This is a genomic window from Streptomyces sp. NPDC028635 (genome assembly GCF_040637635.1).
GTDB lineage: Bacteria > Actinomycetota > Actinomycetes > Streptomycetales > Streptomycetaceae > Streptomyces.
The window spans coordinates 122,718-147,338 of sequence record NZ_JBEZWX010000009.1; the positions used below are offsets into that span (position 1 = coordinate 122,718).

The 24,621-nt window shown below is 71.7% G+C and carries 23 protein-coding genes; 17 read left to right on the forward strand and 6 right to left on the reverse strand.

Annotation, left to right across the window (positions count from 1 at the left end):
* Positions 1–8: 8 nt before the first annotated feature.
* From AB0E88_RS12700 to AB0E88_RS12745, 10 genes are all read left to right on the forward strand, one after another.
* Positions 9–560, forward strand: a complete 552-nt coding sequence (locus AB0E88_RS12700) for a 2'-5' RNA ligase family protein (RefSeq protein WP_361628350.1) — start codon at positions 9–11, stop codon at positions 558–560.
* Complete coding sequence (locus tag AB0E88_RS12705) at positions 557–2,131, forward strand: oligosaccharide flippase family protein (RefSeq protein WP_361628353.1); 1,575 nt, start codon at positions 557–559, stop codon at positions 2,129–2,131. The genes AB0E88_RS12700 and AB0E88_RS12705 overlap by 4 nt, the downstream gene beginning before the upstream one ends.
* Positions 2,128–3,327: a glycosyltransferase family 4 protein gene (locus AB0E88_RS12710; protein ID WP_361628356.1), complete on the forward strand. Its 1,200-nt coding sequence runs from the start codon at positions 2,128–2,130 to the stop codon at positions 3,325–3,327. The genes AB0E88_RS12705 and AB0E88_RS12710 overlap by 4 nt, the downstream gene beginning before the upstream one ends.
* A gap of 30 nt (positions 3,328–3,357) precedes the next feature.
* Entirely contained in the window at positions 3,358–4,200 is an 843-nt protein-coding gene (locus AB0E88_RS12715; protein WP_361628359.1) for a polysaccharide deacetylase family protein, read from the forward strand.
* The gene (locus AB0E88_RS12720; protein WP_361628362.1) at positions 4,197–5,426 is read left to right on the forward strand and encodes an ATP-grasp domain-containing protein; all 1,230 of its coding nucleotides are present in this window, start codon (positions 4,197–4,199) and stop codon (positions 5,424–5,426) included. Before AB0E88_RS12715 ends, AB0E88_RS12720 begins: the two co-directional genes overlap by 4 nt.
* 10 nt (positions 5,427–5,436) lie before the next feature.
* Positions 5,437–6,600 (forward strand): cellulase family glycosylhydrolase, encoded by a 1,164-nt coding sequence (locus AB0E88_RS12725; protein ID WP_361628365.1) that lies wholly within the window; start codon positions 5,437–5,439, stop codon positions 6,598–6,600.
* A gap of 122 nt (positions 6,601–6,722) precedes the next feature.
* On the forward strand, positions 6,723–8,531 hold the full coding sequence (locus tag AB0E88_RS12730; RefSeq protein WP_361628368.1) for an ABC-F family ATP-binding cassette domain-containing protein: 1,809 nt from the start codon (positions 6,723–6,725) through the stop codon (positions 8,529–8,531).
* Between the two features lie 230 nt (positions 8,532–8,761).
* Entirely contained in the window at positions 8,762–10,591 is a 1,830-nt protein-coding gene (locus tag AB0E88_RS12735; protein WP_361628371.1) for a PQQ-binding-like beta-propeller repeat protein, read from the forward strand.
* Positions 10,592–10,691: 100 nt separating this feature from the next.
* The gene (locus AB0E88_RS12740; protein WP_361628374.1) at positions 10,692–12,602 is read left to right on the forward strand and encodes a PQQ-binding-like beta-propeller repeat protein; all 1,911 of its coding nucleotides are present in this window, start codon (positions 10,692–10,694) and stop codon (positions 12,600–12,602) included.
* Between the two features lie 136 nt (positions 12,603–12,738).
* Positions 12,739–13,419 carry a response regulator transcription factor gene (locus tag AB0E88_RS12745; RefSeq protein WP_361628377.1) on the forward strand — a complete coding sequence of 227 codons (681 nt, stop codon included), beginning with the start codon at positions 12,739–12,741 and terminating at the stop codon, positions 13,417–13,419.
* 314 nt (positions 13,420–13,733) lie between these two features.
* Here AB0E88_RS12745 and AB0E88_RS12750 read toward each other — a convergent pair whose 3' ends face one another.
* The gene (locus AB0E88_RS12750) at positions 13,734–14,057 is read right to left on the reverse strand and encodes a hypothetical protein (RefSeq protein ID WP_361628380.1); all 324 of its coding nucleotides are present in this window, start codon (positions 14,055–14,057) and stop codon (positions 13,734–13,736) included.
* 29 nt (positions 14,058–14,086) lie between these two features.
* Complete coding sequence (locus tag AB0E88_RS12755; protein WP_361628383.1) at positions 14,087–15,775, reverse strand: sodium:solute symporter family protein; 1,689 nt, start codon at positions 15,773–15,775, stop codon at positions 14,087–14,089.
* 206 nt (positions 15,776–15,981) lie between these two features.
* On the opposite strand from AB0E88_RS12755, the gene galT reads away from it, so the two are divergent.
* Genes galT through galK form a run of 3 tightly spaced genes read left to right on the forward strand, consistent with a single transcriptional unit; the run spans position 15,982 to position 19,215 of the window.
* Positions 15,982–17,043 (forward strand): galactose-1-phosphate uridylyltransferase, encoded by a 1,062-nt coding sequence (gene galT / locus AB0E88_RS12760; protein ID WP_361628386.1) that lies wholly within the window; start codon positions 15,982–15,984, stop codon positions 17,041–17,043.
* A complete protein-coding gene (gene galE / locus AB0E88_RS12765; RefSeq protein WP_361628389.1) occupies positions 17,040–18,002 on the forward strand; it encodes a UDP-glucose 4-epimerase GalE in 963 nt (320 codons plus the stop codon). Before galT ends, galE begins: the two co-directional genes overlap by 4 nt.
* A gap of 40 nt (positions 18,003–18,042) precedes the next feature.
* On the forward strand, positions 18,043–19,215 hold the full coding sequence (gene galK, locus AB0E88_RS12770; RefSeq protein ID WP_361628392.1) for a galactokinase: 1,173 nt from the start codon (positions 18,043–18,045) through the stop codon (positions 19,213–19,215).
* Here the strand turns inward: galK and AB0E88_RS12775 are convergent.
* Positions 19,199–19,642 (reverse strand): GNAT family N-acetyltransferase, encoded by a 444-nt coding sequence (locus AB0E88_RS12775; protein ID WP_361628395.1) that lies wholly within the window; start codon positions 19,640–19,642, stop codon positions 19,199–19,201. The genes galK and AB0E88_RS12775 overlap by 17 nt on opposite strands.
* A 238-nt stretch (positions 19,643–19,880) precedes the next feature.
* Between AB0E88_RS12775 and AB0E88_RS12780 the strand changes: the two genes are divergently transcribed.
* Positions 19,881–20,660: a response regulator transcription factor gene (locus tag AB0E88_RS12780; protein WP_361628398.1), complete on the forward strand. Its 780-nt coding sequence runs from the start codon at positions 19,881–19,883 to the stop codon at positions 20,658–20,660.
* On the opposite strand, the gene tamR is transcribed toward AB0E88_RS12780, so the two are convergent.
* Positions 20,619–21,116, reverse strand: a complete 498-nt coding sequence (gene tamR / locus AB0E88_RS12785; RefSeq protein WP_361628401.1) for a MarR family transcriptional regulator TamR — start codon at positions 21,114–21,116, stop codon at positions 20,619–20,621. The genes AB0E88_RS12780 and tamR overlap by 42 nt on opposite strands.
* An 89-nt stretch (positions 21,117–21,205) precedes the next feature.
* Between tamR and AB0E88_RS12790 the strand changes: the two genes are divergently transcribed.
* From AB0E88_RS12790 to AB0E88_RS12800, 3 genes are all read left to right on the forward strand, one after another.
* Positions 21,206–22,024, forward strand: coding sequence for a trans-aconitate 2-methyltransferase (locus AB0E88_RS12790; RefSeq protein WP_361628404.1), 819 nt, complete (start codon positions 21,206–21,208; stop codon positions 22,022–22,024).
* The gene (locus AB0E88_RS12795; RefSeq protein ID WP_361628407.1) at positions 22,021–22,383 is read left to right on the forward strand and encodes a VOC family protein; all 363 of its coding nucleotides are present in this window, start codon (positions 22,021–22,023) and stop codon (positions 22,381–22,383) included. The genes AB0E88_RS12790 and AB0E88_RS12795 overlap by 4 nt, the downstream gene beginning before the upstream one ends.
* A gap of 65 nt (positions 22,384–22,448) precedes the next feature.
* Complete coding sequence (locus tag AB0E88_RS12800; RefSeq protein WP_361628410.1) at positions 22,449–22,622, forward strand: CsbD family protein; 174 nt, start codon at positions 22,449–22,451, stop codon at positions 22,620–22,622.
* Positions 22,623–22,683: 61 nt separating this feature from the next.
* Here the strand turns inward: AB0E88_RS12800 and AB0E88_RS12805 are convergent, their stop codons facing one another.
* A complete protein-coding gene (locus AB0E88_RS12805) occupies positions 22,684–23,358 on the reverse strand; it encodes a TetR/AcrR family transcriptional regulator (protein ID WP_361628412.1) in 675 nt (224 codons plus the stop codon).
* Positions 23,355–24,368 (reverse strand): fatty acid desaturase, encoded by a 1,014-nt coding sequence (locus AB0E88_RS12810; protein ID WP_361628415.1) that lies wholly within the window; start codon positions 24,366–24,368, stop codon positions 23,355–23,357. Before AB0E88_RS12810 ends, AB0E88_RS12805 begins: the two co-directional genes overlap by 4 nt.
* Positions 24,369–24,621 lie beyond the last annotated feature (253 nt).

Sequence of the window (24,621 nt, forward strand, 5' to 3'; positions counted from 1 at the left end):
AGTGCCGTGTGTCCACGGCACCGTGGGAACTGGTGGGCGCCGCCAAGCGCGTGGTGCGGCCCGCCAGCAGCCTGCTGGTCCCCGTGCCCGAGGCGACGCCCGCTCTGCGGGTGTGGCGGGGCGCGGACGACCCGCCCGGCGCGGTACCGGCCCACATCACGGTGATGTACCCCTTCCTGGCGCCCCACACCATCGACGGCCTGGTGGAGGCGGAACTGGCCCGGATCACCGCCTCGGTGCCGCCCTTCCGGTTCTCTCTCACCGAGGTGGGCCGCTTCCCCGGCGTGCTGTACCTGCGGCCGGTCCCGGCCGAGCCGTTCGCCGGCCTCGTCGGCCTCGTGATGCGGAGCTGGCCCGCCTGCCGGCCGTACCGCGGCCGCTACCCCGACTTCGTCCCGCACCTCGCGCTGGGCATCGGCGAGCAGGCCCGCGGGGACACGGACCGGCTCACACCGCTCCTGCCGATCACCTGCCGGGCCACCGAGGTCGCCCTCATGACGGAGAACGTGCGCGGATGGCACACCAGGAAGCGCTTCCCGCTGTCCGGAGCAGCGCCGTGAGGACGTGGTCCAGGAGCGCCGCCGCCCGGGTGATGCCGGGCGGGGCGACGGTGCCGCGCGCCTCGAAGAACCCCTCGGGTCTGTTCGCCAACGTCGGCGCCATGGTCACCGGCCGCCTGCTGAAATCCGCACTGCTGTGGACCGCGTGGCTGATCGTCATCAGCTCTCTGACGCCGGTCGAGTTCGGCAAGTTCACGCTGATCTTCAGCGTCCTCGAGATGCTGAGCATCATCACGGATCTGCAGGTCGGCCGGATAGCGGTGGTCCGCCTCTCCACCGACCTGGACGACCCGGGCCGGTTCGGCGGCACCTACGTCCTGCTGCGACTGGCCCTCGGCGCCGTCGGCTACGTGGTGGCCCTCGGCTTCGTCGCCGCCGCCGGATACCCGTCGGACGTGGTCCGGGCCACCGCCGTGGCCGGAGTGATCGTCGTGGTGGCGACGCCGTCGCACGCCTACGACGCGGTGTTCGAGGCCGGGATGCGGCTGCGCCCCATCGCCACCGCGAGCGTGTTCGGCTCCATGGGACAGCTGGCACTGACCTCGGCGATCGCGGTGGCCGGGGGGAACATCCTGCTGTTCGCCATCCCGGCTCTGCTGGGCGAGGTCCTGGGGATCGGCTGGAAGATGGTGGCGGCCCACCGCGTCCTGCCCCTGCGGTACCGGGTCGACCTGCGCGAGTGGTGGTCGCTGATCCGGGAGGCCGTACCGCTGTCGGTCGGCGTGGGCCTGATGCTGATCTACTACCGGGTCGACTCGGTGATGCTGACGAAACTCGACTCGTTCGTCGCCGCCGGCCAGTACGGGGTCGCCTACAAATTCGTCGACCTGGCCCATTCGCTGTCGTTCTACGTCGCCATCGCTGTCCTGCCCCTGCTGGTGCGCAGCTGGCCGCACCGGCCGCAGGCCTTCCGGGCGGCCGCGGCGCGCGCCGCCCACCTGCTGGCCGTGCTCGGCGGCCTGCTGGTGTGCGAGTTCACGGTCTTCGCGCCGCAGGTGATCCGCACGCTGTACGGAGAGGCCTACGCCCCGGCGGCCGACGCCGCGCGCATCGTCGTGGCCTCCGAGTGCATCGCCTTCTTCACCGTGCTGGCCTTCAACTGCCTGGTGGCGGCCCGGCTGAACCGCCACTACCCGCTGGTCACCCTGCTCGGCCTGATCGTCAACGTCACCCTGAACTTCTTCCTGATACCCCGCTGGTCCTACCTGGGCGCCGCGGTCAACACGCTGGTGACCGACGTGCTGGTCTGTGTCCTGATGCTGCTGTTGCTGCGCCGGGTGCCGGGGATGCGTCCGCTGCCCCTGTCGTCGTTGCCGAAGGTGCTGTGCGCCGGCGCGTCCGGAGCGCTGGCCGGCTGGGCCGTCGCCCGGTTCACCTTCTGGCCGCTCGGGGCGGCGGTGACCGCCCTCGTCTACGTCGGGATGCTCAGGGCGCTGCGGGCCGGGGGCCACGGCGACGCCGATCCCGGCGACCAGGACAGCGGGCCCCCCGACGGCGCGGCCACCTCATCCGACCGGGGGACCGACAGCGCCGGCACCCCGTCCGACCGAGGAACGGAGACACCGGGATGAGAGTTCTGTTCATCAACGAGAATCTCGGCGGTCACACGACCATGCACCTGCATCTGCGGCAGGCACTGCGGGAGCGGCACCCGGAGATCGAGGCGCACTTCCTCGACGTACCGTCGCGCTCGGTGCTGCGCAGGGCGGCCGCCGCCCCGGTGCCGCTGCTGTACCAGCTCGACCTGGATCTGCAGCCCCTGCGGTTCCAGCTCGCGACGAGCGCCTGGGTACAGCGCAGACTGCGCGGGCTGCGACCCGAGGCGGCGTTCGACGCGCTGCACGCCTACACCCAGAACACCGTGCTGCTCAGTGCGGGGACCCTCCGGCGGATGCCGTCGGTGGTGGGGCTGGACTCGACGAACGCCCGCACCGCGTACTGCCTGCCCTACCGCGAACCCACCCGGTGGACCCCGCACACGCTGGGGCCCGCCCTGCGCCTGGAGTCGGCGGTCTTCCGGGCGGCGGACACCGTCGTCGCCCAGACCGACTGGACGGCCGCGTCGGTGCGGGACGACTACGGCGTCCGCGACGACCGGCTGAGAGTCGTCAGGGTCGGCATCATCCCCCCGGCGGCCGACCCGCCAGTCGCCCCCGGCACCCTGCGCCGGGACCTGCCGCGGATCGTCTTCGTCGGAAGCTCCCTGGAACGCAAGGGCGGCAACCAGCTCGTCCGGGTGCACCAGCGTCACCTCGCCGACCGGTGCGAACTCGTCATGATCACCAGGGAGCGCGTGCCCAGGGGCCGCAACCTCACGGTCGTCGACGACATCACCCCGGGCGACCCACGGCTCTGGCACATCCTGCGGTCGTCGGCGGTCTTCGCCCTGCCGAGCCGCATCGACATGACCCCGCTCACCGTCCTGGAGGCCATGGCGGCGGGCCTGCCCGTCGTCGCCTGCCGGGTCTACGGCGTCCCCGAGCTGGTGGCGGACGGACGAACCGGCCTGCTGGCCGAGCCCGGGGACGACGCCTCCCTGCTCGCGGCCCTGCGCCCGCTGCTCGACTCCCCCGGCCTCAGGAGGCGCATGGGAGCGGCCGGGCGGCTGCGTCTGCTGGAGGGGTTCGACGCCCGCAGGGAGGCCGACGAACTGGTCGCCGTCCTGCACGAAGCGGTGGCCCGCCACCGGGCCGGCGGCGCCGCGCCCGCCCCTGTCCCCGGCCGCGGATCGCCGTGGCGCCCGCGTCCTCACCGGGTGAGGACCTGACGAGGAACCGGGATCGAGAAGGAGACCGACATGATCCGCATTCCGATCCTCAACTACCACTGCCTCTCGGACGACCCCGCGCCGTGGATCGCCGACTACACGGTGACGCCGGGGGACTTCGCCCGGCACCTCGACCTGATCGTGGCCGGCGGCCGGACCGTCGTGCCCGTCTCACGCCTCGCCGAAGCGGCGACCGGCCGCCGCCCCCTGCCGCGCGACCCGGTCGTCATCACGTTCGACGACGGCTTCGCGGACTTCGCCGACATCGCCGCCCCCGCCCTCGCCGCGCGGGGCCTGCCGAGCACGTTCTACGCGGCCACCGGCTCCCTGGAGGGCCGGCACCGGCGCGAGACGGTGTTCCCGCCGCATCCGATGGTCAGCTGGAGCCGGCTGCCCGAGCTGGAGGAGCAGGGGGTGGAGATCGGAGCGCACTCCCACACCCACCGCGACCTCGACCTGGCCGACCCCCGGGTGGCCGCCTACGAGGTGGTCCGCAGCAAGGAACTGCTCGAGGACGCCCTCGGGCACGAGATCACCTCCTTCGCCTACCCCTACGGTCACTTCACGACGCGTCTGCTGCGGGTGGTCGCGGAGTGCGGATACGACTCGGCCTGCGCGGTGCGCAGCAGGCTGAGCCGGGTCGGGGACAACGTCTTCGCCCTCGCCCGGCTGCCGCTGCGCGCGGCGACCACCGTCGACGAGGTCGGCGCCTGGGTGTCCGGCCGAGGCGCCCGGACCGCCTCGGCACGGCCGGACACCCTCGGCATCCGCGCCGACCGGCTGCTGCGGCGCGTCCTGCGCATGCCGGTCCTGCCCGAGGACGGCCTCGCCGACCCGGCCGCGGTCCCGGCACGGCAGCGGGAGCCGTCATGAACCGCGACGTGCCCGCCCTGCTGGTGAGGCTGGTCCACGCACCGCAGCAGCACGGAGGTCTCGGCGTCCTCAGAACCCTCGGCCGGGCCGGGGTGCCGGTGTACGCCATGGTCGAGGACGCCTTCACCCCGATGGCCGTCTCCCGTCACCTCGCCGGCCGCTTCGCCATCCCGCCCACCGCGCTGGACAGGCCCGCGGAACTGCCCTCGCTGCTGCTGGACTACGGCCGCGCGATCGGCCGCAGAGCGGTCGCCGTGGCAGCGGACGACGAATCCGCCGTCCTGCTCGCCGAGCACGCCGACGTCCTGTCGGCGTGGTTCCTGCTGCCCCCGGTTCCCCCCGGGCTGCCCCGCAGGCTCACCAGCAAGGAGGGCCTGTTCCACATCTGTGCCGCGAACGACGTGCCCGCACCGCGGTCCTGGGCGCCGGCCGACCGCGCGGAACTGCTCGCACTCGCGCACGACGTGGGATATCCCCTCGTACTGAAGAACCGGGAGGCGTTCACCCGGCTGAGCGCGCCGGTCGTCAGCCACACCACCGTGGTGCACGGCGAGGACGAACTGCTCGCCTGCCTGGGCTCGCGGCAGACGCCCTCGGTGCTGGTCCAGGAGTACATCCCGGACGCGGTGGCCGAGGACTGGATCACCCACCTGTACTGCGACCGTCATGGTGTGGCACGGCTCGTCTTCACGGGCTTCAAGATCCGTTCCTGGCCGCCGTACGGCGGAGCGACCACGCGCGCGTGGAGCCGTCCGAACCCGCGGCTCGCCGAACTCGCCGCCGGTCTGTGCCGGCGCATCGGCTACCGCGGCATAGCGGATCTGGACTGGCGTTTCGACCGGCGCGACGGACGCTACAAGCTGGTCGACTTCAACCCGCGGACGGGCGCGCAGTTCCGGTTGTTCGAGACCCGGGACGGTACGGACGTGGTGCGTGCGCTGTACCTGGACCTCACCGGCCGGCTGATACCGACGGCGCCGCAGGCGGACGGCCGGATGTTCGTCCTCGGGCAGGCCGATCTGCCGTCGGCGGTCGTCAGCGCCCGGCGTGAGCACAGGATGCCCGAGGCGTTGCTCCCCCGGCGCGGTACGGAACGGGCCTGGTGGTGCCGTGACGATCCGCTGCCCGCACTGGCCGAAGCGGTGCGCTTCGCCGGCGGCGTCACCCGGCGCCTGGCCCGGACCAGCGCCGGTGTGTTCACGAAACACCCCCCTCTCCACGCTTAACATGTGAGATGTGGCGAAAAATCATCGGCGTCACAGGCTGTTCGCCGCCGTGGCGGCCCTGGTCCTGACCGGGACCGTGATCACGGCGTGTACGAAGCACGAGCCGACACCGTCGCCGGTCGCCGAGTCCAAGCCCCTGCGGATCGGCATCGCGTACGGCAACCGCCTCACCGGTCTGTCCGACAAGGGCCTCGCCTCAGCCCTCGACGTGGCCGTCGAGGTGGGCGCCCGATGGGTGCGGGCCGACCTGTCGTGGCGGGACGTCCAGCCCGACGGGCCGGGCGACTACCGGTGGAGACAGTTCGACCGCATCGTCGCCGCGGCCGCGAAGCGTCATCTGACCGTGCTGCCGATCCTCGGCTACACCCCGCCCTGGGCACGGCCCGCGGGATGCGACGACGAGAAGTGCCATCCCGCCGACCCGGCCGCGTTCGCCGACTTCGCCGCCGCCGCCGCGCAGCGCTACGCGCCGTCCGGCATCCACACCTGGGAGGTGTGGAACGAGCCCAATCTGCCCGACTTCTGGAAGCCCGCCCCGGACCCCGGGACCTACACGGACCTGCTCCGCCTGACCAGCCGGGCCCTGCGGCACCAGGACCCCTCGGCCTACGTGATTTTCGGCGGGCTCGCCGCGGTGCACACGGGCGGCACCAGGATCTCGCAGAGCGACTTCCTCGCCGCGGTCTCGGCACGCGGCGGCAACCGGTTCGTCAACGCCGTCGCCTACCACCCGTACACGTTCCCGTACCTGCCGAGCGACACGACCGGGCGCGGAACCACCTGGGAGGCCATCGACAGCGCGCCGGACAGCCTGGAGCACGTGCTGTCCGTGTACGGCACCCCCGGCCTGCCGGTGTGGATCACCGAGTACGGGGCGCCCACCGGCGGTCCCGGCGCCGCGACGGACGGCCGGCCGGAGAACATCCTGTCGACGACGAAGCACGTGACCGAGGAGCGGCAGGCGGAGATCGCGGCGGACTCGGTGCGCACCGCGGCCGGCACCCCGCACGTGCAGGCACTGTTCTGGTTCTCCGACCACGACCTCGGCACCGACACCTCGTCCGAGGAGAACTTCTTCGGACTGCGCCGCGCCGACGGAAGCGCCAAACCCGCCCTCGGCGCCCTCCGCAGGGCCGTGGCCGCGCTCCGCGACGAGCACGTGCACCCCTCCTGACCCGGGACGCCGGCCGGCTCCCCGCTGCGCCCCGGCCCGGCTCCACCGGCCGGCGGCGCTCCGGCCACCCACGCACGCGCATTAGGCTGGGAGGCTGATCGACCCCCCCGGGCAGGAGTGAGATGGCCGTCAACCTGGTCAATGTCGAGAACGTCAGCAAGGTGTACGGCACCCGTGCCCTGCTGGACGGGGTCTCGCTCGGCGTGTCCGAGGGGGACCGGATCGGAGTCGTCGGACGCAACGGCGACGGCAAGACCACCCTGATCCGGATGCTCGCCAGGCTGGAGGAGGCCGACACCGGCCGGGTCACCCACTCCGGCGGACTGCGCATCGGCGTGCTCACCCAGCACGACTCCCTCGACCCGCAGGCCACCGTCCGGCACGAGGTCATCGGCGACATGGCCGACCACGAGTGGGCGGGCAACGCCAAGGTCAGGGACGTACTGACGGGACTGTTCGGCGGGCTCGACCTGCCCGGCTTCCCCAAGGGCCTCGACACCGTCATCGGGCCGCTCTCCGGTGGTGAGCGGCGCCGTATCGCGCTGGCCAAGCTGCTCATCGAGGAGCAGGACCTGCTCGTCCTGGACGAGCCCACCAACCACCTCGACGTCGAGGGCATCGCCTGGCTCGCCGAGCACCTGCGCGCCCGGCGCTCGGCGCTGGTGTGCGTCACCCACGACCGCTGGTTCCTGGACCAGGTCTGCACCCGCATGTGGGACGTGCAGCGCGGCGCCGTCTACGAGTACGAGGGCGGCTACTCCGACTACGTCTTCGCGCGCGCCGAGCGGGAGCGCATCGCCGCGACCGAGGAGGCCAAGCGGCAGAACCTGGTCCGCAAGGAGCTGGCCTGGCTGCGCCGCGGCGCGCCCGCCCGCACGTCCAAGCCCCGCTTCCGCGTCGAGGCCGCCAACGAGCTGATCAAGGACGTGCCGCCGCCCCGTGACAGCAGCGAGCTCATGAAGTTCGCCTCCTCCCGGCTCGGCAAGACCGTCTTCGACCTGGAGGACGTGACCGTCCAGGCCGGTCCCAAGGTGCTGCTCAAGCACGTCACCTGGCAGCTCGGCCCCGGCGACCGCATCGGCCTCGTCGGTGTCAACGGCGCCGGGAAGACCTCGCTGCTGCGCGCGATGGCCGAGGCCGCCCGCACCGGCGGCGAGGCGCAGCCGGCCGGCGGCCGGGTCGCCGTCGGCAAGACCGTCAAGCTCGCCTACCTCTCCCAGGAGGTCGCCGAGCTGAACCCGAACACCCGGGTGCTGGAAGCCGTGCAGCAGGTCCGCGAGCGCGTCGACCTCGGCAAAGGCCGCGAGATGACCGCCGGGCAGCTGTGCGAGACGTTCGGCTTCAGCAAGGAGAAGCAGTGGACGCCCGTCGGCGACCTCTCCGGTGGTGAGCGCCGCCGCCTCCAGCTCCTGCGTCTGCTCATGGACGAGCCGAACGTCCTCTTCCTCGACGAGCCCACCAACGACCTCGACATCGAGACCCTCACCCAGCTCGAGGACCTCCTCGACGGCTGGCCCGGCTCGATGATCGTCATCTCCCACGACCGCTTCTTCGTCGAGCGCACCACCGACCGCGTCTTCGCGCTGCTCGGTGACGGCACCCTCCGGATGCTGCCGCGCGGCATCGACGAGTACCTGGAGCGGCGCCGGCGCATGGAGGAGGCGGTCGCCGCGCAGGTCACCGCCGCGGCGCCCAAGCCGGCCGGCACCGAGAAGAGCGCCGCCGACCAGCGCGCCGCGAAGAAGGAACTGCAGAAGGTCGAGCGGCAGCTCGACAAGGTCTCCGAGCGGGAGACCAAGCTCCACGCCCAGATCGCCGAGAACGCCACGGACTTCGCGAAGGTGGCCGAACTCGACGCCGAACTGCGGGAGCTGGCCGGCCAGCGCGAGGAGCTGGAGCTGCGCTGGCTGGAACTCGCCGAGGACGCCTGACCGTTCGGGCGCATGCGCCCCGCGCGCACGTCACGTGAAGGGGGCGTGAAGGCGCGTAACGAGGGCATCACGGGCCGGTCCTCCGTTGGGTACAGGCCCGGCCTCACAGCCCTGGACCGTCGGCGGCGGGTGATAGAAAGGGCCGTCTGAGAACTGTCTGTCGAACGACTCTGGGTCCATCGCGTACCTCAGGGCGTGGGTGAAAATCAGTGAGGTAGGGGGAGACGCTGATGACTCAGCCGCCCAACCAGCCGCCGCCGCAGGGCGGGTTCGGACCGCCGCAGGACCAGCCGCCGCAGCCCGGTGGCGGGTTCGGCGCTCCGCAGACCCCGCCGCCACCGCAGAGTCCGCCGCCGGCGCCGCCCGGCGCACCGCAGACGCCGCCGCCTCCGCAGACCCCGCCCGCCGGCGCCCCGCAGCCGGGGTACGGCTACCCGCAGCAGCCCGGGCCCTACGCCCAGCCGAGCGGCCCCTACGCGCCCCCCGGCACGCCCGCGCCCGGCCCCTACGGCCAGCAGCCGGGGCCGTACGGGCCGCCGCAGCAGCCCGGCCCCTACGGCCAGCCGCAGCCGGGCTACGGCTACCCGCAGCAGCCCCAGTTCCCCGGCGCGCCCGGCACCCCGCCGCCCGGAACGCCCGGCGGCCGGGGCCCGTTCAAGGGCAAGCCGCTCGCCGTCATCGGCGCCGCCGTCGCCGCGCTGCTCGTCATCGGTGGCACCGTGTGGGCGCTCAGCGGCGACGACGACCCGCAGAAGAAGCCGGTCTCCCAGCAGAGCGACGACCCGAAGCCGACCGGATCCGAGAGCCCCACGGGCGACCGCGGCGACGACGGCCCCGGGGACCTCAACGCCGGCCGCCAGCCCGGCGAGGCGAAGGTGCTGTGGTACCAGTCGGCGCCCGACGCGCCCAAGGGCGGCGCGGACGCGCCCGGCCTGTGGATCACCGACAAGGTCACCGTCAAGGCCGCCTACAAGCAGGTCTTCGGCTACAACATCAGCGACGGCAAGCCCGCCTGGACCCCCATCACCTTCGCGTCGAAGATCTGCGCGGCCACCCGTGAGAAGACGGCCGACAACAAGATCGTCGTCGCGTACATGGACGGCACGAGCGAGCGCGCCAAGTGCAACCAGCTCCAGGAGATCGACCTCGCCACCGGCCAGAAGGGCTGGACCGGCGCGATCGACGACGGCGCCCTGTTCGACAGCGCCCTCAACGTGGAGCTGACTCTCGCCGGTGACACGCTGATGATCGGCCGCTCCCAGTCCGGCGTCGCCCTCGACGTGCACAGCGGGCACAAGCTGTACGAGAAGAAGCGCTACGGCTCGGCCTGCTTCCCCTCCGCCTTCGCCGGCAGCGCGACGAAGCTGGTGCAGGTCGCCAGCTGCGGCGCCATGACCTCCAACGAGCACGAGGAGCTCCAGGGCCTCAACCCGAAGACCGGGGCGGTGCTGTGGACCCAGCCGCTGGAGAAGGGCTGGGAGGTCAAGAAGGTCTTCTCGATGGACCCGCTGGTCGTCTACCTCACCAATGAGGACAAGAAGGTCTGGGACATGGTGGTCCTGCAGGCCGACGGCAAGCTGCGCACCCACGTCAACGTCAACGAGAAGTTCGACTTCCAGTGCGGCTGGAGCATCTTCCAGCGCGACCTCCAGGGCTGCCTCGGCACCGCCGCCGGCGGCGACACGCTGTACCTGCCCACCGACGCCACAACCGGCGCCAACGAGGTCGTCGCCATCAGCCTCGCCAACGGCAAGGAGAAGTGGCGGGTGAAGTCCCCGGCCGACGAGTCGATGCTGCCGATGCGCGTGGACGGCAACCAGCTCGTCGCCTACGTCCAGCCGTCGTACGACGCGGGCGGCCAGGTCGTGGGCGTCCCGACGGCGGGCACCGCGCACCAGCCGGCCAAGCTGCTGCAGATGCCCGCGTCCACCGCGGAGATCGAGAACGGCTTCTTCTCCAAGACCTACGACTGGGTCGACGGACGCTTCTACATCGCGACCACCCGGCTGGGCGGCGGCGATGACGCGAAGGAGAAGCTGATGCTCGCCTTCGGCAAGTGAGCCCGCGGCGGGGCCCGTTGCCGGGCCCCGCTCCCGCGTGCGCTTCTCTCCCCGCCCGCCCCGCCGACGACACGGTCGTCCGACCCGAGGTACCCACGTCATGACCCAGCCGCCCCCGCCCCCGAACCAGCCCCCGCAGCAGGGGGGTGGCTTCGGCCCGCCGCAGGACCAGCCGCCCGCGCAGCCCCCGCAGCAGCCGGGTGGCTACGGCACACCGCAGCCCGCCCAGCCGCCGGCGCCCCCGCAGACTCCGCCCGCCGCTCCGCCGGCCCCGCCCGGCCCGGCCGCGGCGCCGAGCCTGAACAAGGCCCCGCAGCCGGCCCCCGGTTACGGCTACCCGCAGCAGCCGCAGGGCGCCCCGCACACGCCCCAGGCCCCGCAGACGCCCCCGCCGCCGATGCCGGGTCAGCAGCCGGCCCCCGGGTACGGCTATCCGCAGGCCGGCCAGCCCCCGACCCCGCCGCAGCCCGGCTACGGCTACCCCGGTCAGCCGCAGGCGCCGTACGGGCAGCAGCCCGGTTACGGCTACCCGCAGCAGACGGCGCCCCAGCCGCCGGCCGCGCCGCCGTCCGGCGGCGGACGCAAGGTGAACCCGCAGGTGGCGATCATCGTCGCCGCCGTCGTCGCGTGCGCGCTGATCATCGGCAGCGGCGTCTGGTACTCCCACTCCAAGGGCGGCAAGGACGAGACGGCCAGCTCCGCCGGCCCCACGGGCGGCGGCAAGGGCGGCGACACGCCCGCCGGCGGTGGCGGCAGCGAGAAGGTGCCGGACAACCCCGCCTCGCAGGTGCTGTTCCAGGTGCCCATGCTGCCGGTCACCGACGACAGCAGTGTCAGCGTCAACGGCTCCTGGCTCACCGACAAGGTGTACGCCAAGACCGGCAACGCCGAGATCGTCGGCTACGACCCGGCCAAGGGCACCAAGATGTGGTCGATCCCGCTGCCCGGCCCGGTGTGCACGGCCAGCAAGCACGCCTCGGCCGACGGCAAGGCGGCCGTGGTCTTCGAGCCCGCGATGCCGACCAAGGACAAGCCGTCCCACGGCTGCAGCCAGGTCGCCTCCATCGACCTGGCCTCCGGCAAGAAGCTGTGGACGAAGACCGCCAAGAACGGCGACGAACTGGCCACGTTCGACAACGTCACCCTCAGCGGCGGCACGATCGCCGCCGGCGGCCTGGACGGCGGCGCCGCGTGGGACGCCGTCTCCGGCTCGTCCCTGTGGGCCCCGAAGGCGGCCGACACCTGCGAGGACGCCGGTTACGGCGGCGGGGACAAGCTCGTCGCGGTGCGCAAGTGCGGGTCGTACGACAACCCGACGATCCACATCCAGACCATCGACCCGAAGTCCGGGAAGGTGTTCTCCGACTACAAGATGTCCGCGGGCATCGACGACGCGGCCATCGTCTCCAGCAACCCGCTCGTCGTCGGCGCCGACGTCGGTGACACCGGCAACGGCAGCGGAGTGTCCGACATCTTCGCCATCGACAACGCCACCGGGCAGCTGAAGTCCCACATCTCCCTCTCCGGCGACGGCTACGCGGAGACCTGCGACACCCTCGACGAGGTCGAGAACTGCCACGGCCTGGTGGTCGGCAACGGCAAGCTGTACGTCTCCACCGCGGAGCACGACGGCACCGGCGACCACGGCAGGACCAACGAGATCGTCGCCTTCGACCTGGCCACCGGCAAGCAGACCGGCCAGCGCGCCGACGCCGGCGACGGCTACACCTACACCCCGCTGCGCATGGACGGCTCCAACGTCATCGCGTACAAGCGGCCGCCGTACGACAAGGGCGGCCAGATCGTCAGCATCGACGGCGGCAGCTTCAAGGCCACGACGCTGCTGGAGAACCCGGCGACGCGGTCGGTGCGGGACGTGGAGACCAGCATGCTCCCGGACCACGCCGAGTTCATCTTCGCCGGCGGCCGGCTGTACATGGCGGACACCTTCGCCCGCAAGCCGATGGCGGGCGAGAGGGAGTACCTGGCGATCGCCTTCGGCACGCGGTGACGCCCGGCTGACCCGCGCCCCGTGGCCCCGTCCCTGTTCAGGGGGCGGGGCCACTTTTCGTCGCGTAGGGGGCGCGCGATGTCGTACAAGCGTGTAGCTTCCGGGAGCAATGGATCGGGGGGACTGGGGGGTTCTCTTGGGAGTGCGGCTGATGGTGGTCGACGACCACCGACTGCACGCGGAGGCGCTGGCCTCGGCGTTGAAGCTGCGGGGGCACCGGGTGCTCGCCGCGACGGCGCCCGTCGCGGGGGCGGCGGAGCTGGTGATCTCGCGGGCGCCGGAGGTGTGTCTGCTGGGCACGGCGGTGCCGGCGCAGCCGGGGGTGTTCGACCCCGTGGCGCGCATCCGGCGGGAGCGGCCGCAGGTGGCCGTGCTGGTGCTGGGCCCGGTACCGAGCCCGCGCGGCATCGCGGCCGCGTTCGCGGCGGGGGCGTGCGGCTATGTACGGCACGACGAGCGGATCGAGGGCGTCGAGCGGGCCCTGATGAAGGCGCGGACGGGGGAGTCGGCGGTGGCACCGGCCCTGCTGCAGCAGGCGTTCGGTGAGCTGCTCAACCCCGCGGCCCAGCCGGACGACGAGGGCCGGCGCCTGCTGTCGATCCTCACGCCGCGTGAGGTGGAGGTCCTGGTCCGGGTCGCGGACGGCGAGGACACGAGGGTGATCGCGGCGGGCATGGGCATCGCCCCGTCGACGGCCCGGACGCATGTCCAACGCGTCCTGATGAAGCTGGGGGTGGGCTCCCGCCTCGAGGCAGCGGCCCTGGCAGCGCGAACGGGCCTGCTGGACAGGGCAGCCCCCGCCCGAACCGAGTCCTGAAGGGCAAGGAAACCCCAGCCGACCAAGGGACGCGGACAACAGCGCCGGCTCCGAGACGCACGGCACCACAGCCGACCAAGGAGCGCGGACAACAGCGCCGACTCCGAGACGCACGGCACGGCAGCCGACCAAGGGGCGCGGGGAACTGCGCGACCGGCCACCACGCACGCGGCATCCGGCAACGCACCCGCGCCCCCTACGGCGTCACCCCGCGGGCTCCTGCGGAGGAACCGCCGGCCGGCAAACGCACCCGGGCCCCCCGGCGTTACTCCGCGGCCTCCTCCGGAGGAACCGGCACCCGCGCCCCCGCGGCGTTACTCCGCGGCCTCCTCCGGAGGAACCGGCGCCACGGGCCTCAGCTTCAGCCACACCAGGAAGAACACCCCCAGCGCCAGCATCCCCAGCCCCGTCCAGAGGTTGATGTTGACCCCCTGCGCCTTGTCGATCGCCGCGTCGGAGTCCGTCAGCCCCGTGATCGTGACGATGACGCCGTAGACCACGAACAGCCCGCCGATGATCCGCCGGATGTCGAACAGCCGCGCCGCGGTGGCCGACTTCCCCTGCAGCTCGGTGACCTCGCGCTGCACGTCCCGCTCGGAGTACTCACGGTGCTCGCGGTGTCCGGGATTCTCACTCATGCTCTCTCACACTCCTTTCCGACAGGCCCTCAGAACGAGAACGGGATGTAGCAGACGGCGGCCAGCACGACCGCGCCCCAGCCCAGCAGCGCCGGCCGGCGGTACCAGGCGTCGTCGCCGGTGGCGGGCGGCTCGGACATCCCGGGGGAGCGGGTGCCGTACACCAGCCCCTGGAGCTCCTCGGCCGGCTTGGGCTTGGTGAACAGGGACACCGCCACCATCACGACCCCGCCCGCGACGAAGCCCGCGATCGCGGAGACGAAGTTGGCGCCCTGGTCGGAGGGGATGTCGATGACGCCCTGCTTGTAGATCCAGAAGTAGTTCAGCATCGCGACCGTCGTGCCCGCGACCAGGCCCCAGAAGCCGGACTTGACCGACGCCCGCTTCCAGAACATGCCGATGATGAAGACGACGAACATCGGGACGTTGAAGAAGGAGAACAGCGTCTGCAGGTACGCCATGATGTTCGAGAACGACGAGGCGAGGAACGCGGTGCCGATCGAGGCGAGCACGCCGATCGCGGTGATGAGCCGGCCGAAGCGCACGTAGTAGGAGTCCTCGCGGTCCGTCACCACGTACTTGGCCCAGATGTCGGTGGTGAACACCGTGTTGAAGGACGACACGTTGGCCGCCATGCCGGCCATGAACGCGGCCAGCAGACCGGTCACCGCGATGCCGAGGACACCGTTGGGCAGCAACTGCTCCATCAGGTACGGGATGGCGTCGTTGTACTGCAGGTCCGAGCCCGCGGTGCCGATCTTCGGCACGAGGACGGCGGCGACCAGGCCCGGGATCATCACCAGGAACACGATGAAGATCTTCGGGAACGCGGCGATCAGCGGGGTGCGCTGGGCCGCGGAGAGGTTCTTCGCGGACAGGGCGCGCTGCACCTCGGCGAAGTTCGTCGTCCAGTAGCCGAAGGAGAGCACGAAGCCGAGGCCGAGCACGATCGTGAGCCAGTTGGCGCCGAGCGGGTTGGCGTCGCCGATGCCCGTGCCGCCCCAGGAGGTGAGGAAGTCACCTCCGTGGCTCTTGGTCAGGGAGTCGGACAGGCCGTCCCAGCCGCCAACCTTCTTCAGGCCGAGCACGGTGATCGGGATGAGGGCGGCGAGGATCACGAAGAACTGCAGCACCTCGTTGTAGATCGCCGAGGACAGGCCGCCGAGCGTGATGTAGGCGAGGACGAAGAAGCCGGCGACCACGATCGCCACCCACTGCGGCCAGCCGAGCAGGGCCTCGACGACGATCGCGAGGGCGTACAGGTTGACGCCGGCGATCAGGATGGCCGCGAGGGCGAACAGGACCGAACTCAGCAGATGCGCCCACTTGTCGAAGCGCAGCAGCAGGAACTCGGGGACCGAGCGGACCTTGCTGCCGTAGTAGAAGGGCATCATCACCAGGCCGAGGAAGACCATGGCCGGGATGGCGCCGATCCAGTACCAGTGGGTGGTGTACACGCCGTACTGCGCGCTGTTGGCGGCCATGCCGAGGATCTCGGTGGCGCCGAGGTTGGCCGCGATGAACGCCAGGCCCGTCACCCACGCGGGCAGTGAGCGCCCGGACAGGAAGAAGTCGAGGCTCGTCTTCACCGACCGGCGGGCGGCGAAGCCGATGCCCAGCACGACCAGGAAGTAGATCGCGAGGATCGTGTAGTCGAGCCAGTTCGTGGGGAGCCGTAGCCCGGCGGCCAGATATGTGGCGGTTGTGGGGGTCTGCATTAAGCACTCGCTTCGTTGCGCGAACTGATCCTCAGCGGAACCTACGCGTCCGCGTTTAGAAAATGAACACTTCTGGTGATGGTCTTTGTTGGATTGTGATGTGCACGGCTCTGGTGAGTTGTGACGTGTTATGTTTGATTGTGTTGAGTCATAGCAGTGCTTCGGTCCCCCAGCAGGCGCTCGGGTGAGGACAGAGGGAGTCCGGCGTGAAGAAGACCTCGACCCGGCTGGCCGACGGTCGTGAGCTGATCTACTACGACCTGCGCGACGACACGGTGCGGGGCGCGGTCGACCGGCGCCCGCTGGAGCGGACCGTGACCACCTCCGAGATCCGCCACGACCCGCTGCTCGGCGACGCCGTCGCGATCGCCTCGCACCGCCAAGGCCGCACGTACCACCCGCCGGCCGACGAGTGCCCGCTGTGCCCGTCGGAGGGCGAGCGGCTCAGCGAGATCCCGGACTCCTCCTACGACGTCGTCGTCTTCGAGAACCGCTTCCCCTCGCTCGCCGGCGACTCCGGCCGCTGCGAGGTGGTCTGCTTCACCTCCGACCACCGGGCATCCTTCGCCGATCTGACCGAGGAACAGGCGCGGCTGGTCCTGGACGCCTGGACCGACCGCACGTCGGAGCTGTCGCATCTGCCCTCCGTCGAGCAGGTGTTCTGTTTCGAGAACCGCGGCGCCGAGATCGGCGTGACCCTCGGCCACCCTCACGGGCAGATCTACGCCTACCCGTTCACCACCCCGCGCACCGCGCTGATGCTGCGCCAGGTGGCCGCGTACAAGGAGGCGAGCGGCGGCGGGAACCTCTTCGACGCCGTCGTGGAACGCGAGCTGGCCGGCGAGCGGGTCGTCCTCCAGGGCGAGCACTGGGTGGCGTTCGTGCCGTACGCGGCGCACTGGCCGTACGAGGTGCACCTGTACCCGAAGCGGCGGGTGCCGGACCTGCTGGCGCTGGACGAGGGGGCCCGCGCGGAGTTCCCCCGGCTCTATCTGGAACTCTTGAGGCGCTTCGACCGGATCTTCGGAACTGGTGAACCGCCCACGCCGTACATCGCCGCCTGGCACCAGGCGCCGTTCGGCCCGCTGGTGGAGCCCGACGGCGTCACCCGTGACGACTACGCCCTCCACCTGGAGCTTTTCACCATTCGCCGGACGTCGGGCAAGCTGAAGTACCTCGCGGGCTCCGAGTCCGGCATGAGCGTGTTCATCAACGACGTGCCTCCGGAGCGCGCGGCCGAGCGACTGCGAGAGGTAGCGAGTTCATGAGCGGTAAGTACCTGGTGACGGGCGGTGCGGGGTACGTCGGCAGTGTGGTGGCCCAGCATCTGCTGGAGGCCGGCCACGAGGTCGTCGTCCTCGACAACCTCTCCACGGGGTTCCGGGAGGGTGTCCCGGCGGGCGCCGCGTTCATCGAGGGCGACATCCGCGACGCCGCCAAGTGGCTGGACTCCTCCTTCGACGGCGTCCTGCACTTCGCCGCGTTCTCGCAGGTCGGCGAGTCGGTGGTGAAGCCGGAGAAGTACTGGGACAACAACGTCGGCGGCACCATGGCCCTGCTCGGCGCCATGCGCGAGGCGGGCGTGCGCACGCTCGTCTTCTCCTCCACGGCCGCGACCTACGGCGAGCCGGAAGAGGTGCCGATCGTCGAGAGCGCCCCGACGAAGCCGACCAACCCCTACGGCGCCACCAAGCTGGCCGTCGACTTCATGATCACCAGCGAGGCGAACGCGCACGGCCTGGGCGCGGTCTCCCTGCGCTACTTCAACGTCGCCGGCGCCTACGGTGCCCACGGCGAGCGCCACGACCCCGAGTCGCACCTCATCCCGCTGGTGCTCCAGGTCGCCCAGGGCCGCCGCGACGCGATCTCGGTCTACGGCGAGGACTACCCGACGCCGGACGGCACCTGCGTGCGCGACTACATCCATGTCGCGGACCTGGCCGACGCGCACCTGCTGGCCCTGAAGGCCGCCACCCCGGGCGAGCACCTGATCTGCAACCTCGGCAACGGCAACGGCTTCTCCGTCCGCGAGGTCATCGAGACCGTCCGCAAGGTCACCGGCCACCCGATCCCCGAGGTGGTCGCCCCGCGCCGGGGCGGCGACCCGGCGGTCCTGGTCGCCTCCGCGGACACCGCCCGTGAGCGCCTCGGCTGGCAGCCGCGCCGCGCGGACCTCGCCGGGATCGTGGCGGACGCCTGGGAGTTCGCACAGAACCGCGCAAAGTAACGCACTTTCGAGCAGAAGGTACGAAAGGTCAGGGTCAGGGATGAGCGAGGCCGTCGCCGGCGCCGTAGCCGAGCGGTTCGAAGAGCTGTACGGAGCTGAGCCGGAAGGGGTGTGGGCGGCGCCGGGCCGCGTCAATCTCATCGGCGAGCACACCGACTACAACGACGGCTTCGTCATGCCGTTCGCGCTGCCGCACACCGCCGTGGCCGCGGTGTCCCGGCGCGAGGACGGCCGGCTGCGGCTGCACTCGGCGGACATCGAGGGCGGCGTCGCCGACCTGCGCGTCGAGGACCTCGCCCCCGCGTCGGACAAGGGCTGGACGGCCTACCCGGCGGGCGTGGTGTGGGCGCTGCGCGAGGCCGGCCACCCGGTGACCGGCGCGGACATCCACCTGGCCTCCACCGTCCCGGCGGGCGCGGGCCTGTCCTCCTCGGCGGCCCTGGAGGTCGTCGTCGCCCTGGCCCTGAACGACCTGTTCGGCCTCGGCCTGCGCGGCTGGCAGCTGGCCCGGCTGTGCCAGCGCGCGGAGAACGTCTACGTCGGCGCCCCGGTCGGCATCATGGACCAGACCGCGTCGGCCTGCTGCGAGGCCGGCCACGCCCTGTTCCTCGACACCCGCGACCTGTCCCAGCGTCAGATCCCCTTCGACCTCGCGGCCGAGGGCCTGCGCCTGCTGGTCGTGGACACGCAGGTCAAGCACGCGCACAGCGAGGGCGAGTACGGCAAGCGCCGCGCCGGCTGCGAGAAGGGCGCAGCCCTGCTCGGCGTCGACGCCCTGCGCGACGTGCCGTACGCGGACCTGGACGCGGCGCTGGCCCGGCTCGGCGACGAGGAGGAGGCCGTCCGTCTGGTCCGCCATGTCGTCACCGAGAACCACCGGGTGGAGCGGGTCGTGGCGCTGCTGGAGTCCGGCGACACCCGCGCCATCGGCCCGCTCCTCGTCGAGGGTCACGCCTCCCTGCGCGACGACTTCCGCGTCTCCTGCCGGGAGCTGGACCTCGTCGTCGACACGGCGCTGGCCTCCGGCGCCCTCGGTGCCCGCATGACCGGCGGCGGCTTCGGCGGCTCGGCGATCGTGCTGGCCGACGCCTCCGACGTGGACACCATCACCAAGGCGGTCGGGGAAGCCTTCGCCGCGGCGGGCCTGACCGCCCCGCGCGTGTTCGAGGCGGTCCCCTCCGCGGGCGCGCGCCGGCTCAGCCGATCCGCTTGACCAGCGTGTACTCGGTGATCCCCGGCGGATAGTCGGGGATCACGCACACCACCTCATAGCCGTGCCCGCGATAGAAACCGGGCGCCTGGAAGTCCCAGGTCTCCACGCGTACGGCGGTGCAGCCGCGCTCCGTGCGGGCGAGGCGCTCGGCCCGGGCGAGCAGGCGGGAGCCGAGGCCGGCGCCGCGGTGGGGCTCGTCCACCCACAGATGGTCGACGTGCAGCCAGCCGGCCCAGGTCCGCCCGACCAGGCCGCCCGCGAGATCGCCGGCGCCGTCCAGGGCCCACAGGTGCAGGGGGGCGTCCCGTGCGCCGGGGGTGCCGCGCAGGGCGCGCAGCACGGGGGAGGCCGCGGTGTTCGCCTCACAGAGGCGCGAGCGCAGCAGATGGCGTCGCTCTTTGTCCACTCGTGCCTCAATACGGAACATGCGGCTCACCCTAGACGCCGGGATCCGCCAGTTCTGCAATTCGCCTTGCCCTGCCCGGCTGCGGCCCTACCCTGTGAACAGCACCGGTGGGGGCCGGTGTTCGTTCAGGGGGCGAGTGAAGCCGGGTACGGCGCTCGGGCGGGGGGAAGCGGTTCGGTACGGCGGCGGCCGTACGGTTCGCCCGACCCCTCGGGCGCCGTGTCCGCGCCGGTCGTCGTGGCGAGGCTGGGGGTCATCCGTGGTGCGCATCCGAGTCCTGGTCGTCGACGACCACCGCATCTTCGCCGAGTCGCTGGCCGCGGCGCTGGCCGCCGAGCCGGACGTCGAGGTCGCCGCCGCCGGCAGCGGCCCGGCCGCGCTGCGCTCGCTGGAGCGGGCGGCCGCCGAGGGGCGCCGCTTCGACGTGGCGCTCGTCGACGCCGACCTGGGCGCGATGCCGCCCGGCGTACGCCCCGCGCCACCGGTGCCGCAGAGCGGTGACGACGCTGTCGTCGACGGGATCTCCCTGGTCGCCGGGGTGCGCACGGCGCAGCCGCAGGTGCGGATGGTGGTGCTCGCGGAGAAGGACGACCCGAGGCGCGCGGCACTCGCCCTGCAGGCCGGGGCCTGCGGCTGGGTCGCCAAGGACTCCTCGCTGTCGCGGCTGCTGACGGTGATCCGCGGGGTGCTGCGCGACGAGACGCATCTGCCGCCCGCCCTGCTGACCGGCGTCCTGCGGGAGCTGACGGCCGCGCGCAAGCACCGCACCGAGAGCGAGCGGCTGGTGGAGTCCCTCACCCCGCGCGAGCGGGAGGTGCTGCGCTGCATGGTCGCGGGGCTCGGCCGCAAGGCGGTCGCCGAGCGGCTGTTCCTCTCCCCGCACACCGTGCGCACCCATATGCAGAACGTGCTGGGCAAGCTGGGTGTGCACTCCACCCTCGCGGCCGTGGCACTGGCCCGCCGCGCCGGCGTGGGGCCGGCCGACCTGAACGGTCCGTCAGCCGGGGATGTTGTCGAACGGGGCGGTCAGCTGGCGTAGCAGCCCCGCCAGTTCACCGCGCTGGGCGCGGGACAGCTCGGCGAGGATCGCCCGCTCCTGGTCCAGCAGCCCGGCGAGCGCCTGGTCGGCGCGGTCGCGGCCCTCGTCGGTCAGGCGCACCAGCACACCACGCCGGTCGCTCGGGTCGGGCAACCGCTCCACCAGGCCCTTCTTGGCCAGGCGGTCGATCCGGTTGGTCATCGTCCCGGACGTCACCAGCGTCTGGGTCAGCAGTTGCCCGGGGGAGAGCTGATAGGGGGCGCCGGCCCGCCGAAGGGCCGTCAGCACGTCGAACTCCCACGGCTCGAGACTGTGCTCGGAGAAGGCAAGACGGCGTGCCCGGTCCAGGTGCCGGGCCAGTCTGCTCACCCGGCTGAGCACCTCGAGCGGTTCCACGTCGAGGTCCGGACGCTCCCGGCGCCACGCTGCGACCAGCCGATCGACCTCGTCCTCCATGGCGATCAGTGTAGTGGTTGTGTCGACATTAAGTCTCTTGATGTCATGTCTCTTGACATCAAGATAAATCCGCGGGGACAGTAGGGGCCATGACCAAGCCGACCTGGGACCCGGACCAGTACCTCCGCCACGCCGGGCACCGCGCCCGCCCCTTCGCCGATCTGCTGGCCCGCGTCCCCGACCCGCCCGGCGACCGGCCCCGCATCGCCGACCTCGGCTGCGGCCCCGGCAACGTCACCGCCCTGCTCGCCGAGCGCTGGCCCACCGCCCGCATCACCGGCTACGACAACGCCGCCGAGATGCTGGACGCCGCCCACACCACCCACGAGGGCCCGACAGCGGGAGGCGGACACCTCGACTTCGCGCACGCCGACGTCCGCGACTGGACGCCCGCCGAGCCGTACGACGTGATCGTCTCCAACGCCACCCTCCAGTGGGTGCCGGGGCACGCGGACCGGTTCGCCGACTGGATCGCCGCGCTGCGGCCCGGCGGCACCCTCGCCTTCCAGGTCCCCGACAACATCGACGCCCCGCTGCACGCCCTGATGCGCGACCTCGCCGGCACCCCCCGCTGGCGCTCCCGCCTCGCCGGCGTCCTGCGCCGCACCGACTCCGTGCACACCCCCGGCGCCTACCTCGACCGGCTGGCCCGGCTCGGCTGCGCCCCGGACGTGTGGCAGACGACGTACCTCCACGTCCTGCCGGGCACCGACCCGGTGCTGGACTGGGTCAAGGGCACCGGCCTGCGCCCCGCCCTCACCGCCCTCGCCGACGACCCCGAGGCCCGCGACGCCTTCCTCGCCGAATACCGCGACCTGCTGCGCGAGGCCTACCCGAGCGCGCCCTACGGCACCGTCCTGCCCTTCCGCCGCCTGTTCGCCGTAGCCGTCAAGGAGACCCGGGCGTGATCACCGCCATCGACCACGTCCAGCTCGCCGCCCCGCCCGGCAGCGAGGACGCCCTGCGCGCCTTCTACACCGGCGTCCTCGGCATGACCGAGATCCCCAAGCCGCCGGTGCTCGCGGCCCGCGGCGGCTGCTGGTTCCAGGCGGGCGCCGTCCAGCTCCACCTCGGCGTCGAGGAGGACTTCCGCCCCGCCCGCAAGGCCCACCCCGGGCTGCGCGTCACCGGCATCGAGGCCTACGCCGCACACCTCACCGCCCTCGGCACCGAGGTCACCTGGGACGACAACCTGCCAGGTCACCACCGCTTCTACGCCCAGGACCCGGCCGGCAACCGCCTGGAGTTCCTCCAGCCCCACGTTTGAGCCGCGCCCACCTGGTCACCCGTAGCGATGAGACGCCCCTCAGACTTGACTGGGAGTGATCAGCCGTGGCAGGCGAGCAGAAGGCCAAGGGCAAGAAGGAACAGCTCAAGGGCAAGGCCAAGGAAGCGGTCGGCCGCACCGTCGGCAACGAGCGCATGACCGCGGAAGGCGAGGCCGACCAGATGAAGGGCGACGCCCGCCAGGCCAAGGAGAAGACGAAGGACGTCTTCAAGCACTGAGCTCACACGAGTGAGGCCCCCGGGATTCCCGGGGGCCTCACCCGTGTCGTCACTCGTGTCGTCAGCTCTTGCGATGACCTATCAGCCGCGGCTTCGGCTCGAGCCCGTCCAGCCCGTGCCACGCCAGGTTCACCAGATGGGCGGCGACCTCCGCCTTCTTCGGGCGGCGCACGTCCAGCCACCACTGGCCGGTCAGCGCCACCATGCCGACCAGCGCCTGCGCGTACAGCGGGGCCAGCTTCGCGTCGAAGCCGCGCGACTTGAACTCACGGCCCAGGATGTCCTCCACCTGGGTGGCGATGTCCGAGATCAGCGAGGCGAAGGAGCCCGTCGACTGGGGGATGGGCGAGTCACGGACCAGGATGCGGAACCCGTCCGTGTACTCCTCGATGTAGTCCAGCAGCGCGAACGCCGCCTGCTCGCACAACTCACGCGGATGGCCGGCCGTCAGCGAGCTGGTCACCATGTCCAGCAGCCGCCGCATCTCACGGTCCACGACGACCGCGTACAGGCCTTCCTTGCCGCCGAAATGCTCGTACACCACCGGTTTGGACACCCCGGCCTTCGCCGCGATCTCCTCCACCGACGTGCCCTCGAAGCCCTTCGCGGCAAACAGGGTCCGACCGATCTCCAGCAGCTGCTGGCGGCGCTCGGCACCGGTCATCCGGGTGCGACGCACACGCCGCGGCTTGTCATTGCTGGAGGTGCTGGAGTCGGTCGCCACGGCGTCCATCATGCCGCGTCGGCGCTCACCTTCCGGCGCCGGGAGCGGTCGTCTTCGCTGCTGCGACGAGAATCGATACGCGAGCGTGACGGCCAGCGCACGTCGTACGCCCAGCCCAGCATCTCGAACCAGCGGATGATCCGCGCCGAGGAGTCGATCTGGCCGCGCATCACACCGTGCCGCGCGGAGGTCGGGTCGGCGTGGTGCAGGTTGTGCCAGGACTCGCCGCACGACAGGACCGCCAGCCACCACACGTTGCCCGAGCGGTCCCGCGACTTGAACGGACGCTTGCCCACCGCGTGGCAGATGGAGTTGATCGACCAGGTCACGTGGTGCAGCAGCGCCACCCGGACGAGTGATCCCCAGAAGAACGCCGTGAAGGCACCCCACCAGGACATCGTCACCAGTCCGCCGATCACCGCCGGCAGCGCCAGCGACAGGGCCGTCCACAGCACGAACTGCCGGGAGATCGCCCGCATCGTCGGATCCTTGACCAGGTCCGGGGCGTACTTCTCCTGCGGGGTCTGCTCCTCGTCGAACATCCACGCGATGTGTGCCCACCACAGGCCCTTCATCAGCGCCGGCACGGTCTCCCCGTACCGCCACGGCGAGTGCGGGTCGCCCTCGGCGTCGGAGAACTTGTGGTGCCGGCGGTGGTCCGCCACCCAGCGCACCAGGGGCCCCTCCACCGCCATCGACCCGGCGATCGCCAGCGCGATCTTCAGCGGGCGCTTCGCCTTGAACGAACCGTGCGTGAAGTGCCGGTGGAAGCCGATCGTGATGCCGTGGCAGCCGAGGTAGTAGAAGAAGACCAGCAGGCCGAGGTCCAGCCAGCTCACGCCCCACCCCCAGGCCAGCGGCACCGCCGCCACCAGCGCGAGGAACGGGACAGTGATGAACAACAGCAGCGCGATCTGCTCGATCGAACGCTTCTGCTCGCCGCCGAGAGTGGCGGGCGGTACGGGCGTGTCGTCCGGCGCCTTACGAGCGTCTGCGATCACATCGGAGGAGCTAGTGGTCATACGCGTCCCCTGTGGGGTCGAGGGTCTGGGCGATGCCGAGCTGCGGGAACCCGTTCTCTTTCCTACGGTTCCGTAACCTACGGCATCGTAAGTATGGCAGCGTGTTGCCCTGCGGCAAGAGCCCATGGGCCTGCGCGTTCCGGCCGCCACCTATCCTGGAGTCGGTCGGACAGCGCGGTCCGCTCTGAAGTTTTTTCCCGGACGTCCGGCACGCAACCGGTGCCCGTCGCTCGAGACGCTCGTCCGGGTTCCC